The organism is Caloramator australicus RC3 (genome assembly GCF_000297115.1).
Lineage (GTDB): Bacteria > Bacillota > Clostridia > Clostridiales > Caloramatoraceae > Caloramator > Caloramator australicus.
Map to the genome: position 1 here is coordinate 1 of NZ_CAKP01000026.1, position 16,760 is coordinate 16,760.

General features: G+C 34.6%; 8 protein-coding genes and 2 pseudogenes. 4 read left to right on the top strand and 6 right to left on the bottom strand.

Going from position 1 to position 16,760, the window contains the following annotated elements:
• A partial coding sequence (locus CAAU_RS03030) for a UPF0236 family transposase-like protein (protein ID WP_192811168.1) occupies nt 1-346 on the top strand: 346 nt, incomplete at its 5' end.
• Between the two features lie 80 nt (nt 347-426).
• On the opposite strand, the gene CAAU_RS03035 is transcribed toward CAAU_RS03030, so the two are convergent.
• Nucleotides 427-1,941 (bottom strand): methyl-accepting chemotaxis protein, encoded by a 1,515-nt coding sequence (locus CAAU_RS03035; protein WP_008907967.1) that lies wholly within the window; start codon nt 1,939-1,941, stop codon nt 427-429.
• A 209-nt stretch (nt 1,942-2,150) separates the two neighbouring features.
• Here CAAU_RS03035 and CAAU_RS13815 point away from each other — a divergent pair, with 209 nt between their 5' ends.
• Nucleotides 2,151-7,187: a pullulanase X25 domain-containing protein gene (locus CAAU_RS13815; RefSeq protein ID WP_008907969.1), complete on the top strand. Its 5,037-nt coding sequence runs from the start codon at nt 2,151-2,153 to the stop codon at nt 7,185-7,187.
• A 234-nt stretch (nt 7,188-7,421) separates the two neighbouring features.
• Here CAAU_RS13815 and CAAU_RS03045 read toward each other — a convergent pair whose 3' ends face one another.
• From CAAU_RS03045 to CAAU_RS03055, 3 genes are all read right to left on the bottom strand, one after another.
• Nucleotides 7,422-10,994, bottom strand: a complete 3,573-nt coding sequence (locus CAAU_RS03045; RefSeq protein ID WP_008907970.1) for a multicopper oxidase domain-containing protein — start codon at nt 10,992-10,994, stop codon at nt 7,422-7,424.
• Between the two features lie 124 nt (nt 10,995-11,118).
• Nucleotides 11,119-11,463 carry a hypothetical protein gene (locus CAAU_RS15050; RefSeq protein WP_156792026.1) on the bottom strand — a complete coding sequence of 115 codons (345 nt, stop codon included), beginning with the start codon at nt 11,461-11,463 and terminating at the stop codon, nt 11,119-11,121.
• A 22-nt stretch (nt 11,464-11,485) separates the two neighbouring features.
• On the bottom strand, nt 11,486-11,902 hold the full coding sequence (locus tag CAAU_RS03055; protein WP_040305796.1) for a DUF2935 domain-containing protein: 417 nt from the start codon (nt 11,900-11,902) through the stop codon (nt 11,486-11,488).
• A gap of 169 nt (nt 11,903-12,071) precedes the next feature.
• Between CAAU_RS03055 and CAAU_RS03060 the strand changes: the two genes are divergently transcribed.
• Nucleotides 12,072-13,319: a PLL family lectin gene (locus CAAU_RS03060; protein WP_008907974.1), complete on the top strand. Its 1,248-nt coding sequence runs from the start codon at nt 12,072-12,074 to the stop codon at nt 13,317-13,319.
• Between the two features lie 65 nt (nt 13,320-13,384).
• Nucleotides 13,385-14,590, top strand: coding sequence for an Nramp family divalent metal transporter (locus CAAU_RS03065; protein WP_008907975.1), 1,206 nt, complete (start codon nt 13,385-13,387; stop codon nt 14,588-14,590).
• A gap of 31 nt (nt 14,591-14,621) precedes the next feature.
• Here the strand turns inward: CAAU_RS03065 and adhE are convergent.
• Nucleotides 14,622-16,379 (bottom strand): annotated as a pseudogene (gene adhE / locus CAAU_RS03070) (bifunctional acetaldehyde-CoA/alcohol dehydrogenase); the annotation flags it as partial.
• 174 nt (nt 16,380-16,553) lie between these two features.
• Nucleotides 16,554-16,760: pseudogene (locus CAAU_RS14785) on the bottom strand (transposase); the annotation flags it as partial.

The following is a 16,760-nucleotide window of genomic DNA, read 5'->3' on the forward strand; positions in this document are numbered from 1 at the left end:
ATATAAAGATGACGATGATGTAATAGGATGCAGCGCAGAAGGGCATGTAAGCCATGTATTATCGGCGAGATTAAGCAGCAGGCCATTAGGATGGAGCAAGGAAGGATTAAAGATAATGGCAAAGCTAAGGGTATTTAGCAAGAATGGAGGAAATTTAAGGGAAATAAGTGTGTTTAAGGAAGATGAAAAAGCCTTCAAGGTAAGTAAGAAGAAAATAAAAGAAGCGATAAGAAAGATAAATAAATCTTCACGTGAAGTTATGAATAATATAACGATATTGAACATAGGGAAAGTAACGCCAATTTACAGGATATTAAAATCAATAAAATATGAAAATATAATTTAAGTTTTTTAAATTTAACAAACGCCTTGAAACTAGCTAATTTAAGGGGTTGTCTATAAAAATTAACCTACAATATCTTGACACTATCCTTTTTTGCTATTTACTTCTAGTGCATGTGTATATATGTTATTAATCTTAGGAATTAAATTTGAAATAGTATTTAATAGCTCCTTAAATATTTCAGTAGTATTTTTATTATTTTGAATTTGATTTTGAATAGTCATTGTCATATTGTTGGTGTTTTTTATTACAAGTTCATTTTCCTTTGAAATAGTATTAATTATTTCAGCTATATTTAGGGCTGATTCTTTTGATCTTTCTGCAAGCTTTCTTATTTCCTCTGCTACAACAGCAAATCCTTTTCCACTTTCACCTGCCCTTGCAGCTTCAATAGCTGCGTTTAGAGCAAGAAGATTGGTTTGTTCTGCTATATTATTTATAAGGCCCAATATCTCGCTAATTTTATTGATATTTAAATTAAGGTTTTCTATACTTCTTGCAACAAATCCAAAGGAAGTATTTATTTCATCCATAGAAGTTATAAAAGAATTAATATTTTTGCTTCCGTCTTTTAATAGTGTATTTATATTTGTAGTGTCCTTTTCTATCTCTTCAATTAAAGCTACAATTTTTTGTATTTTATCGTTGAAATCCCTAGTTAAGCTAACTATTTTTTCTATGGTTTGATTTTGATTTTCCATATCATAACTTGTTGATTGCATTGAAGTTGAAACGTCTTCTGAGGCCTTTTGTAATTCCTTTGCAACATAGGATAAATTTTGAGCCTGATCATTTAATGTTAAAAAGTTATTCTTTATACTTAATAACATATTATTAACTGCTAACCTAAATTCATTCGTCTTTTTGATGATATCTTCTATTTCATCCTTAGTATTAGCATCTAATTTAACAGTAAGATTTCCAGATGAAAGTTCGTTTATATTTGTAAGGGCATTGTCGATTTGTAATACAACATTTTTAGAATATCTATTTATAAAAAAGATAGCAATTATAAAAACTATTATGAATATGTAGATAATAGAAGCTATTAGCTTGGAGTTAATGTATTCAAAAACTGAGATATCCATATCAGCAGCTACAATTCCAATTATTTCCCCGTTTGAATTTTTAACAGGAGCATAGGCAGAAATAAAAGTGCCCCATTTGTCTTTTATGGGAAAGTTTAACACAGATATCTTCCCTTTCATAGCTAATGACATTTCCTTTTTATAAACATATTCTTCACCTAAGGAGGCTGCATCTTCTGTTGCACCATCAACAATAAAATAAACTTTGTCATTATCTACAAAAAGAGTATAAATAAATTTAACATCGCTATTACTTTTAGCTTTAATTAGACTATCCTTTATATCTTTAAAGTCTTTAGAATTCATATCTTTAGATTTCCAAACTTTTTGCAGTTTATCTCCATTGATCATTTTTTGTGCAAGTTCAACGGTTTCCTTTGCATTATTTTGAAGTTTTGTTAAACCTGAATATAACACAAAAAAGTAGGATATAAGCGTTAGAAATAAAAATGAGATGGAAATACTTGCTATTAGCTTTATTATGTTTTTACCAAACCTACTGATTTTCATTTTCCCCCTCCTAACATCATTAAAGCTAAAGACATTATATCATAAATAAATAATGTTATGAACAAAACAATGTCAATATTGGTCAAATATAATCATATTTTGTAACATGGCTTTAATATTTGATGATTACCTTATATTGTTAAAATATATAAAATATAGTAAAATAATTATAGATGCATACGTTTGCACAATTATAAGGGAGGGATTAGATGAAAAGGTTTAAACAAAGGCTAAGCATTATTCTTATATTCTTATTCTTAGTTAATTTTTTTCCTAAATTAAATCTGACTTCACAAGTTAGGGCCTCATCAAGGGTAGATGACATAGTTGCACTGGTTGGAAACTTTACTTTAGAGGGAACCAAAGTAGAAAACAATTGGAAACCCGATGATAAGAATAATTTTATGAAGCCCTATGGAAATGGAATTTATGAGGCTGTTGTGGATTTTAAAGAGGCCGGTAGCTATGAATACAAGGTTGCACTTAACAGAAGCTGGGATGAAAACTATCCGTCACAAAATAGACAGCTTAATTTAACTGAACCTAAAAGAGTTATATTTAGATTTGATAATAAAAATAAGAGAATTATTGATTCAGTAAATGAACCGCAGGAATTTAAACTATCGGCAACATTGGTTGGAAACCTCAACGATTTTGTTGAAGATGGCCAATTTTGGAACCCTGAAGATGCCAATTTTGATTTAAGCTATATCGGAGGAGGATTTTTTAAAGGAACCTTTAAACTTTCACCAAAGACTCAAAATACTAAGCTTGAATACAAAGTAGCCTATGACCATAAGTGGTCCAATGGTGAAGTGGGACAAAATAGGGAAGTTCAAATTACAGCAGAGACAGATGTAACTTTCCTTGCAAATCCGTACCTTAACCTTTGTGTTGATTCAATTAACAATCCGTGGATAAATACTGTAGTTTCAATTATAGGACAGGTTAGAGAAGGTAATACTTGGGATGCTTCAACAAGGGGATATGAATTTGATTATTTAGACGGCGATGGAAAATTTATTTATAGAAGCTTTTTAAATGCAGGAAGTTATGAATATAAGGCTTGTGAAAACTATTCATGGGATAGCGGTGGAATACCAAGAAGCGGCAATAAGGTTTTAAACATTCCTGAAGGCGGTAAATATGTTATATTCATAGCGGATGTAAAAAATGTAGCACTTTATGACAGTATTAATGACTATGACAAGGTTGCTGAAATTTTAGGATTGGAAAATCCGATAATAAGCCCAGAAATAACTTTAGATGGTAAGGTTATATTCAGATATAAAAACGATAGGGCAGAGAGGGTTTCACTGGCGGGAAGCTTTAATGGTTGGGATAAAAATGCAAATCCTATGATAAAGGAAAATGGAGTGTGGACTTTAGTTTTAATCCTCAATCCAGGTGAATATCAGTATAAATTTGTTGTAACAGAAAATGGAAATGAATATTGGGTAAATGACCCATCAAATCCAAATGTAGTTGACGATGGATATGGTGGTAAAAATTCTAAACTTGTTGTTCCATCAAAGGTTAGTAGCCCTGTAATAGAAGGTAATAAGGTGATATTTAACTATTTAGATCTAACCGGAAAAGCAAGGGAAGTTTACCTTGCGGGTTCTATGACAAATTGGGGAGACGGAAAACTTTTGATGACTAAAGGAGAAGACAATGTTTGGTCCATTAGCCTACAGTTAAAACCTGGTAAGTATCTTTATAAATTTATTGTTGATGGCAATTGGATGACGGACCCACAAAATCCACGAAAGGAAGGCAATCCACCCTTTGATAACTCTGTTTTATATGTTCCAGGACTTGTTGATATAGATGTGCCCTTTGAGGTGGAACAAAACACTTCAATAAAGCTTATTGCAAAATCCATGAAGGAGGATGGTGCTTTAGAGGATTATCAAAATGTAGAGTGGTCCTTAATAGATAATCCAAATCAAATAGCGTCTCTAAGCGATGAAGGAGTTTTAACATTAGGGCAACTTCCAGAGGGCGAAGATACAATAAAAATTAAGATATCAGTAAAGGATAAAGCTTCAAATGTTCAGGTTTTAAAGGAAGTTCAAGTTGTAAGGGAAGCTTCAGAAGTTCCAGGAGGAAGATTGGTGGTTTTAGTTGGAACAGTTCAACACCTTGTTGGTGCAAATGATTGGGATCCATCATCACAAATTACAAGGATGAAGCATATAGGAGATGGCCTTTATAAATTTACAATAAAGGATGTTCCGCCTGGGATATATGAATATAAAGTTGCTATGGGTTCCTGGAATGAAAATTACGGGAAGGATGGAGCAAGGGACGGAGCTAATATTCAGATGCAGGTTACAAAAAAGCAGGATATAACCTTCTATTATTCAGATATAAGTCATATAATAACTGATTCTACAAAATATGTTCCGCTTCTTGGAGAGAATAGACCAAAGTTAGTAGGCCTTGACAAAGAATATGTTATGAAGGATTTAAGGTTAACGGGAGTATATTCAGTTTCTGTTTATCTCAAGGCAGGAACATATAGAGGAATAAGGGTTGTTTTTGGAAACGATGATTATGAATATCCAGAGATTGTTTTAAACGAAGATAGAGAAGTTACATTCAGCTACGATTATGTAACAGGTTTAATATTCAACAACGCTTCACAAAGAAATATAGACACCAGCAAAATTTATTATGATTCAAGGGATTTAAGCTTTAAAGAGCCCTTTGGTGCTGTTAAGATAGGTGAAAATGTAAAATTTAGAATTAGAACGGGACAGGATGTTTCACAAGTTAAGCTTGTTGTATTAACTCCAAATGGTAAAGAAAGCATAGATATGACAAAAACTATTGCAGAAGATAACTATATTTGGAGCACTAATTATATACCAAAGGAAAAGGGAATGTATCAATATTACTTTATAATTTCCAATGGTTCAGAAGTAAAGGCATTTGGTGACGATGATGGATTATATGGCAAAGGAAAGGCTGATGATTTAGGCAAGGTTTTATATTATGGATTAAACGTATATCTTCCTGATTTTAAGACGCCTGATTGGATGAAAAATGCTGTGATATATCATATTTTCCCCGACAGGTTCTATAATGGAGATAAGAAAAACGACTACTCTCAAAAATTTGCAAGGGGAAGTGTCCTTTACGAATTTTATGATGATTGGTACGCAATCCCTGAAGTCCCATCCTTAGAGGACAGAGAAGACTACAAGGGAACAAGGGGAGATAAAGAATGGTGTAACGAAATGTATGGTGGAGATATCGAAGGAGTTATAAAGAGACTAGATTATTTGAAGGCCCTTGGAATAAATGTAATCTACTTTAATCCTATTTCTAAATCCATATCCAACCACAGATACGATGCAAGTGATTATAAGGGACTTGACCCGCTACTTGGTTCTATGGATGATTTTGTAAGACTTGCTAAGGAAGCTAAAAAGAGAGGAATTAAAATAATCCTTGATGGAGTATTAAACCATGTTTCTGATGACTCAATTTATTTTGACAGGTATGGCAAATACATGACAAAAGGGAAACCCCTTGGGGCTTATCAATATTGGTCAAGGGTTTACGATTTGATGAACCTTGAGGGATTAAGTCAATTAGAGGCGGAAAATAGAGTTCAGGAATACTTTAGAAGCATTGGAATCACTGATTTCCATTACAAAGACTGGTTTAGAATAGAAAATAGGAAGGTGGATGTTGGAAAACCAACTGAGCACTATTACTATGAAGGATGGTGGGGATTCGACTCGATGCCTGTTATTCAGGCACTTAATGGTTCTGAATATCAAGTTAAATCTTGGGCTGAAGAAGTTATTGATGGTGAAGATTCCCATACAAGATATTGGTTAAGAAAAGGTGCTAGCGGCTGGAGACTTGATGTTGCAAATGAGGTTTCGGATGAAACATGGGTTAACTTTAGAAGAGTGGTAAAGGAAGAAGGAGACAATGTAATAATAGGTGAAATATGGGATGATGCTACAAGATATCTTTTAGGAGATATGTATGATTCTGTTATGAATTATAGATTTAGAGGAGCACTATTAGACTTTTTTATGGGACAAAAGGATTCAGAAAAGGTAATGGAAACGTTAGAACTAATTAGAGAACAATATCCAAGGGAAGCCTTCTATGCTATGTTCAACTTAATAGATTCCCATGATACCCAAAGGACAATTTCTGCCTTCGATGGATATCAAAAGAGTGTTAAGGATATAGCAAATCCTCCAAGTGAAAATGCAAAGAAACTTTTAAAGCTTGCAGCATTGATGCAGATGACTTATCCCGGTGCACCCGTTATATATTACGGAGATGAAGCAGGGCAATACGGTGCAGATGACCCGGATAACAGAAGAGCCTTCCCATGGGGTAAGGGTGATAGGGAACTTGTTGAGTGGTATGCGAAACTTGCAAATATAAGAAATAACTATGATGTATTAAGAACTGGTGAAATTAAACCGATATTAGCCCATAAAGATGTTTTGGCATATGTAAGAGAAAAGGCTTCAGATAAGGCTATCATAGTTATAAATAGGGGAGATTCAAAGAGCGTGAGTTTAAATGTTCCTTATGAAAATGGAACAAAGTTTGTAGATTTAATTTCAGGGCAAGAAATTATAGTTTTAAACGGAAATATAAATTTAAATTTAAATGAAAAATCGGGAGTAATATTAGTAAATAAAGTAAAGAATATAACGATTGATGGAGAAAGTTTAAAGCCTGCTTATGATCCAAGTTTTGTTCTCGAAAAAAGGATAATGCATAAAAATGATGCGGAAGAGTTCAAGCTAATCAGGTCGCTTTTGAATACAGAAAAGGAGAATGTGTTTAGTGTAAGTGGTAAATTATCAAGGGAAGTTTTATATGCAGCTTCGTTGAATGATTTGTTATTAAGTTATTGCGACAAGAATATAGAGGTAATTTATAAAGCAAAGGATATTCTAAGAAATATAAATGATTATTTTGAATTAAATATTTCAAATATTAAATCAGCTAAGCTTAATAAGATTAGAGGAAGGGATTTTATAGGATTTAACATTTCTTCAAACATTGAAACTTTATATAATACTGTATTCAAAACAAAGATAGAGATAGATAAAAAGAAATTTAATAACGCATATGTTTATTATTTTAATGGTTCTACATTTGTATATGTTCCTTCTAGAATTAAAGATAAGACTGTAGAGTTTGAAACAAAGTATTTAGGAGATTTTATAATTTTAAATAGACCTTTAGACGATTAGTATTTTTATAAAATTGAGCTAATATTTAAAAGCTTTAAAGTTCAAAGTTGAATTTAATCTTCCCTATGGCAACATTTGTTTAGTAGTTTCAATACGAAATTCAAAAGGCATTGAACTGCAAATCTTTCTAATTTTCTAATTGTAAAATATGAGCTGCCGTAATAAAGGCAGCTCATTACAATTTATTTTAATAATTTTTAGCTAGTAAGTGATAGAATTACTATAATGGGATTATTAACAGCATTTATTTAATATCCTAAAGATGCCCCACATTCCTTGTTCTATTTCCCATCTTATATTACCCGAACGGTATAAATAATCGCCTGTTAATTTATTTTTTCCTCCAGCAATTAATTCAATATTTAGTGTATTTCCAACTGATAATGCACCTTCAGCACCGATTCGATTTGAATAGGGATTATTCATTTGTTGAAGCCAATTATGACCATGAATTATAAAGGTAGTGTTTCTTGGTTTATCGGCAACAATAGCATACCTAAAAACTACTTTATCTCCTGCATGAGCTATAAAAACAGGCGTTGAAGGATCATTATGGATTTTTGAACTAAAAACTAAATGTATATTAGGATTGTGGTGTAATCTATTTTCAAATCTTTCACATCTATAGTTAAAGGCTTTATGGCCTTGATCTTCAAAGTCAAGATGTTCTGAATGATGAACTTCTGGAATTCTATTGCCATCTTTATCAAACAGGTCAATTCCATTTTGAGCCAAGATTATAAATTCTCTAAAGGCTTCTTTATAGGCAGGGATTATTATAGCTTGCTCGCCAGAAATAGTTTTTCGTCTAGTAAAAGGATTTAAATAAATTGATCCCTGTGGTTCAATAATTAATACCCCGAATAAACCTCTGTGTCTGTGGTTTCTAATATCTCCATAACTTGATAAAATAATAGTTCCAAATTCGCCATCTGCAAAATATCTATAGGTTATACTTTCATTTGGGCCTATTGTCTGATCATAGTTAAAACCAACTGTTGCACCGTCAGAACCACGCACATCATATTTTAGCATTTGAGCATGGATAGAAACCCTGTTTGATGGTGGAAAAGGTACCTCAACAGGAACGTGCGGGTATTCGGTTTCTGCTATGGTTTCTGGAAGTAAGTTTGTAAGCTTAATTTCGATACATTCACCTGCATTTGCTCTTATTATAAGAGGTTTTGGACAAATTTTGTCATTCAAAACTTTTTTCAGATTTTCTTTAAGAACAAATAATAATCCATTTGGGTCGTTATCGCCAAATTTATTGTATATAATTTTCTTTTGGACAGCATAAACTTCAAATCTCCTAATTTTTGAATATGATTTACATGGCATACCTGGATCTTCAGCCTTTGGAGGTGGAGAACCTGTTGGTGTGGGGAATGGTTTAATTCTTTCAGGTGGTGCTGGTCTATCTTTTAATGGCAGCAAATGCGGCATAATAGCTCCATATACCCTTAAAATACCCCAAAGACCAAGCCATAAATCGTCAAGCCCGGCGAAATAATATAATACATCCTGATCATCCTCAGCTTCAGCTATAAATTCAATATTAAACGCTTCTGAAATACCTATTACCTGTGAGCAAACTAAAGGTGATTTGGGATTGGTTATTTCCTTGTGCCATTTGTATCTGTGGAGATTGAAAACATGCTGTTCTTCATGCGCCACATCTAAAAGCCTTATTCTTATCCTATCTCCAGAATAGCACTCAAGTAGTGGGGTTTCTGGGTCACCATGGAGAAAAGAACTGAATACATAAGCAGGCTCGCCTGGCCTGAACTGAAGCGGTGCACATTTATAGTTTATTCCCATAACTCCTGGGTCCTCGTGAGAATCAGGGAAGGGTGGAGGATTTATTTCTTTATTATTGTTGTCAAATAATAGAGCAAAATCATGAACAAACAATGAAAATTCTCTAAAACTACCATGTGGTGTTTCAACAATAGCTTTTGTTCCACTCTTGATTGGAAGCCCGGTATACGGCGAAATATATTTTGAACCTGCGGGTTCAACAATTAGCGAGGCAAATAATCCATGCTGCTGATGAGTGTTTGCAAACAAGTGATCATGAAAAAAACAGGCATGAAGTTCTTCATCGGCATACCATCTATAAATGATAGTTTCACCAGGCCTTACTCCGCTTGAATAATTCCAGCCATTGCCACCTCCATCGGAGCACAACACATCAAATTTTACTAAGTGAACATGGCAAGTACACTGGGTGGTTGCGTGAACTGTTTGAAATAAATTCCCTCCAATAGTTAATGGCAATTTGTTAGTAAATTTAATTTCAACGCAATCACCTGCATTTACTCTAATTACGAGGGGCTCAGGTTCCTTTATTCCATTTAATATATCCTGTTCGTCCTCAGCAAGACAATATATCCTCCCAAATGGATCATGCCAGTTTTGATTATTGTATTTAATAGGCACTTCTATAGCTACAATCTCAAATGTTTTTACAGGTGCATTAGGCGGACATGGATTTGCAAAGGCTGCTCCGGGTACAGCATTAGGATGGAAAGTATTTATCTCAAGCTGAGTTGGAGCTCTTCCGCCGATTATTCCAAGTGGAGGTTCAGGTGCTTTTTGGCCGACTACTCCTGGTATAAACAATGGGAAACCTGGCCTTTGTGGAGTAGGCAAAGGTGGAGGAGTCCTGTCTGGAAGGGGTTTTAAGCTTTTTATTTTTGTTCCATCTGGGTAAAACCTTGTTCCATCTTCAAGAACGTCGTGAACTCTGAAAAGTCCCCACATACCTGCTTCAAAATGGGGATATAAATGACAGTGAAATATAATATCACCGAATGTTTTTTGCAAACTTCCTGCACCATATAAGGGGACTACTGTATAACATTGCTGAGGTCCAATTGAAATTGAGTCAATTATGGTGGAATTAGGATCGTCAGGATTTAACCTCCATTGATGAACATGGAAGTGAAATACATGGGTTTCTTTAACACCAGCGTTAATTAACCTTATTTTTACCGGATCACCTATATAAGCATGTAGAACAAGAGAAGGATCTCCCCATACCCAGGAGGAATGCATGCAGTCTTCTCCGATGCAATCGGTTGAAGGCTCTGGCATTCTGTTTCTCATAGGTTCCGAACGATAGTTTATTGAATGGGTGTCTTCCTCATGCCCAGTCATTGGATTTATAGGGGGTAAACCTTGATTGTTAAGAACTGGTGCTTCATCATGGAAAAATAGCACATATTCTCTAAACGAATTTTTATATTTATGGTGAATATCTGCATATAATCCCGATTTTATTTCCTCACCTGTTTCAGGATGAGTCCAATATGAGCCCTCTTCTTCAACAATTAAAGCGCCAAACAATCCATGGACGCTGCTTCCTGTTTCATCTGCAAATGGATTCCCAAGGTCGCTAAAAAAATATATTCCCTGTCTTTCGGCATAAAACTTGTAAGTTATTTTCTGATTAGGCTGTGCAACCGATGGAGGATTAAAACCCGCATTCGCCCCATCTGAAGTTACATCATAGTGCAATCCCTGTATATGAATAGAAGCAGGAAAATCAAGTTTGTTATGAAAATTTATTATCACTATTTCTCCTTCATTTGCCCTAATTACAAGTGGAGAAACTAAATCAACAGGTGTATTTGGGTTGTTTTCAATTTGATTTAATATATTTTCTTCATCTTCTGCAAGAACGTATAAAAGACCGTTAGGGTCATGGTCACCGTATCTATTATATACTATCTTTGTCTTAATTGCATTTATATTATATATTCGCATGTTAGAGTTCAATAAATTACAGAAATCGCTAATCATATGATTATCCCCCCCTTTAATATATTATATGTCATCATATCGTAATGTGTTATTTTTTGTGTTTGTTTTTGTCGAAAAAAATAATAAATGTATAGGGTGTCTCCTTCCGGAAACACCCTATACATCATCTTGAATATCTCAATGTTAACCTTATTATTCTTCTTACTAACCTTCTTGCTACCGGCATTGGGATTCCATAGGCCCTTAAGATTGCAAATATTTGAGGATCGTTTTTCTCAATCTTGTTTAAAATCTCCTCAACAGAAACTCTGTCTTCTTCCCTATCTTCATAACCATCTTCATCATCCTTATCTATAAGCATAGGCATCATTTGCATCATTGACGTCCCCATCATAGGCATGTGCATCATCGGCATTTGCATCATATAAGGCATGCTTTGCATTTTTTCCATTCCCATCATTGGCATCATATAGTGATAAAAAGGACACATAAACATGTGATGATACATAAACTCCCTCCATCTATATTGATTAGTCTAATAAATCCTTAAAATTAGTAAATAATTCAAACATATATCTTTGTTCATGTGTAATGTGCTCTAATAGTTCCTGCCATACAGCATCGTCTTTTCCGTATTGTTTAATTTCTGGAAGAAGCATTAAGAAATGTCCATCATGAAGTAAAAATTCATCTATGAGACTTTTTACGTCAAGATAAACTAGAGGGGTGATGTGGGACTTCCCCTTTATTGCTTCGGCTTTTTTCATTATTGGCTTAAACATTTCACTAATTTCGTCTAATCTTCGGTTTAGGGATTCTGGAAGATTTTTTCTTGTGAGGGAAGCGACCGTTTTAATAAATATGGGGTGTTCACTTGAAATTTCGCTCCATAGCAAGATTTCATTTACAACGCAGGTTAGATTTGTAAAATAGCATTTGCAATACAACGTATCACCTTTATTTAATTATTACTCACAATAAATAATATATGTAAATAATTTAAAATGGTGATTAGTATTTAATAAATATAAATTATTTTTACCTTCTTACTTTGTAACATCAAGCATATAAGAACTATATTATATTAATGTAAGTATTAATTTGGGGGTTTTTACTTTGTATTGTCCATACTTTTGGATGTGGCAGTATTGGAGGGAATATGAAGATTATGATGAGAACTACAGGGATGATGATTTGGAATTGGAATACGAAGAGGATGAATTAGTAAGGCAAATTACTCAAGAGGTAAATAGAATAATGAGGCTTGTTGATACAGAATTTGCAAATGTATATGCTGAGCTAAGAAGATATGGAATGTCAAGGAATATTACTCGACTTTTATTCAGGGCAATTGTTAACTACGTTGTAAGAAATGCTGAAAACTATACAGGAAATATTAATCAAAAGACGGATGCATTATTCACAAGCTTAAGAAGAGATATGCCTTGGATTTTTGCAACATTTATAGGTTTTAGAGTTCCAACCCGTAGGACAAATGAAATAATTAGAGATCTTATAAAATTTACTTTGGAAAATATGAAGGGACAAACACCATCAGGATGGAGCCGCTGGGAAAGCCTAGGTGGAATTTTAACCTCTGGACCAGGTGCTGCATCCTGGGGACCAAACAGAATAGATGTTTTTGCAAGGGGGACAAATAATGCTCTATGGCATAAATGGTGGGACGGGAGAAGATGGAATAACTGGGAGGACCTTGGAGGAATTTTAACATCAAGTCCGGATGCAGTATCCTGGGGACCAAACAGGATAGATGTATTTGTAAGGGGAACGGATAATGCCCTTTATCATAAATGGTGGGATGGTTCTAGATGGAGTGACTGGGAAAACCTTGGAGGAGTATTAACGTCAGCACCAGCTGCAGCATCATGGGGAAGAAATAGGATAGACGTATTTGTAAAGGGAACGGATAATGCCCTTTATCATAAATGGTGGGATGGTTCTAGATGGAGTGACTGGGAAAACCTTGGAGGAGTATTAACGTCAGCACCAGCCGCAGTATCCTGGGGACCGAATAGAATAGATGTATTTGCAAGGGGTACAAATAATGCTCTATGGCATAAATGGTGGGACGGGAGAAGATGGAGCGAATGGGAGGACCTTGGAGGAGTATTGACATCAGATCCAGCAGCTTCTTCTTGGGGACCGAACAGAATAGATGTATTTGCAAGGGGTACAAACAATGCCCTATGGCATAAATGGTGGGACGGAAGAAGATGGAGTGATTGGATGGACCTTGGAGGGCAATTGACTTCAGAACCGGCAGCAGTATCCTGGGGACCAAATAGAATTGATGTATTTGCAAGGGGAACTGATAATGCCCTTTGGCATATATATAGGGGGTAAAAGGAAAATCTTGTGGGGGCATGTCTCCCACAAGATTGATGTTAAAGCCTTAAGGGGGAAACATAATGGTTAGGGAATTCATTAAATATATTGGGCCGGGACTTCTAATAACTGTAGGATTTATAGACCCTGGCAATTGGGCATCAAATGTTGCGGCAGGTTCTCAATATGGCTATAGGCTTTTATGGATGGTTACTTTATCTACTTTGATGCTTATTGTGCTGCAGCATACAGCTGCAAGACTTGGAATTATTACTGGAAAGAGCCTATCTGAAGCTGCAACCTCTTATACTAAACCTATTATAAGCAAATTAATTTTGTCAAGTGCTTATTTTGCTTCAATATCTACAGCCCTTGCAGAAATTTTAGGTGGAGCTATAGCCCTTTATATGCTCTTTTCTATTCCAATTAAATTGGCTGCAGTTTTAATATCAACCTTTTCATTATTTATGATATGGACTAACTCCTATAATAAAATAGAGAAATGGATAATATGCTTTGTTTCGATTATTGGTTTTTGCTTTGTGTTTGAACTTGCTCTTGTAGATGTTGAATGGGGGAAGGCTATTTTTAGTTCAACTGTTCCCGCTATTCCTAAGGGATCAATGCCTATAATAATGAGCGTTTTAGGCGCTGTTGTAATGCCCCATAATATTTTTTTGCACTCAGAAATAATTCAAAACAAACATTTTGACAGGACGGATGAAATTAAGTTAAAAAGGCAAGTAAGGTTTGAATTTTTAGATACTCTTTTTTCTATGATAATAGGCTGGGGAATAAACAGTGCAATGATAATAGTTGCAGCTGCTACCTTTTATAAAAACGGGATAATAGTTCAAGAACTTCAACAGGCACAAATCCTCTTAAGACCAATCCTTGGTAACTTAGCATCCTTTGTTTTTGCCCTTGCTCTTTTGTTTTCGGGAATTTCCTCAAGCATTACGGCAGGGATTTCTGGAGGGGTAATTTATTCAGGAATCTATAACAAAACCTATGATATAAAAGATAAAGAAACAAAAATAGGTATAACTATGACTATAATCTGTGCACTTTTAATAATTATGTTAATCAGCGATACCTTTAAAGGCCTTTTAATATCTCAGATAGTTTTAAGCATTCAGCTTCCCTTTACAATTTTTCTTTTAATATATTTAACAAGTTCTAAATATGTTATGGGTAAATTTAAAAATGATTTAAAAACAAATATTTTGCTATGGATTATAGGGATTGTCGTAACCCTTCTTAATGTTCTTTTATTACTAAAACAATAGGGCTACCTCGAATATGAGATAGCCCTTTAAATTATCTTCCTTCAAATGCCCTAATATAGATTTCCTTTATTTCGCTGATTAAAGGATATCTTGGGTTAGCTCCTGTGCACTGATCATCAAAGGCTTGTTCTGCAAGTTCATCAAGTTGTGCATAGAACTTCTTTTCAGATACTCCGGCTTCTTTAATTGATTTTGGAATACCTACCTTTTCCTTTAAATCTTCTATTGCCTTTATTAATAGTTCAACCTTTTCATCTTCATCTTTTCCACCCAGTCTTAGATAGTCTGCAATTTGTGCGTATCTCCATTTTGTATTTGGGTATTTGTATTGTGGGAAGGCAGTTTGCTTTCTTGGGTTATCTACTGCATTGAATCTTATAACTTCGCTTATCAAAAGTCCATTTGCAACGCCGTGTGGAATATTGAAGGCAGCACCGAGTTTATGGGCCATAGAGTGACATATTCCAAGAAAGGCATTTGCAAAGGCCATTCCTGCTATTGTTGAAGCGTAAGCCATCTTTTCCCTTGCCTTTTGATTTTTAGCCCCTTCACTATAAGCTGCTGGTAGATATTTAAATATTAGCCTTATCGCTTCAAGGGCAAGTCCATTAGTAAATTCAGATGCAAGAACAGAAACATAAGCTTCTATTGCATGGGTTAGGGCATCTATACCTGACGCTGCAGTAAGTCCCTTTGGCATATTCATCATAAGCTCAGGATCAACGATGGCCATATCAGGTGTTAATTCGTAGTCAGCAAGTGGGTATTTGATTCCAGTTTTTTCATCTGTTATAACGGCAAATGGTGTCACTTCAGATCCTGTTCCGGCTGTTGTTGGGATAGTAACCATCATGGCCTTTTTACCTAGTTCAGGGAATCTATATATTCTTTTTCTAATATCCATAAATCTTAAAGCAAGGTCCTCAAATCTAACTTCAGGATGTTCATACATTACCCACATAATCTTTGCAGCATCCATTGGTGAGCCTCCACCAAGAGCTATTATAACATCAGGAGAGAAGGATTTCATAAGCTCAGCACCCTTTTTAGCACAAGATAATGTTGGGTCTGGTTCAACTTCAAAGAATACGCTGTGTTGAATTCCAAGCTCATCTAATAAATCAGTGACTTTATTTGTAAATCCAAGATCAAACAACACCTTATCAGTTACAATGAAGGCCTTTTTCTTGTTCATATCCCTTAATTCCTTAAGGGCTGTTGAAAGACTTCCATATTTAAAGTAAATTTTTTCAGGAACTCTAAACCAGAGCATATTTTCTCTCCTCTCAGCTACGTTTTTGATGTTCAATAGATGTTTAACCCCTACATTTTCTGAAACTGAGTTTCCGCCCCAGGAACCGCAGCCAAGAGTTAGAGAAGGCTCTAATCTAAAGTTATATATATCACCAATTGCCCCTTGTGATGATGGCATGTTTATTATTATTCTTCCTGTTTTCATAGCAGCGCTGAACTTTTCAACTCTATCCTTGCACTTTATTGTATCTGTGTAAAGAACGGATGTATGACCAAACCCACCGTGTTTTACAAGCTCAACAGCAAGGTTTAGAGCTTCATCAAAGCTTTTTGCTCTATACATTGCAAGGATTGGTGATAATTTTTCAAAGGAGAAGGGTTCAGAAAGTCCAACGTTTTCAACTTCACCGATGATTATTCTTGTATTTTCAGGGATTGTAATTCCTGCCATTTCAGCGATTCTTTGGGGGTTTTGTCCAACTATTTTTGCGTTTATAGAGCCATTTACAAGAATTATTTTTCTTACCTTATCTAGAGATGAGCATAATTGATAAAAAATAAAATAATTAATGTCAAATAGTTCCAATTTTTAAGAATGGCAGCTTAAATACTTTAAATTAAAGTTAAATTAAGAACAAAAGAGCTCCAAAAAGGGTAGACTACCCCCTTGGTAAAATTTGCTGATTTAAAAATTAATTTAAAAGCTTGTTTAAGCCATTCTTCTAAATCCCGATAGAGATTTAAATTTATCAACACAGCCAGATTTTATGGCAGCAATTGCAACAGTTAAAAGACAAATATGTCCGATTGTATTTAGATTAGTAACAGAGTTAATATTTCTAACATAAGCTTGCTCAGTATTGAGATTTTTCCATCTAGAATTGTATCTTTCTGATTCAGTTCTTAGGCTATATAT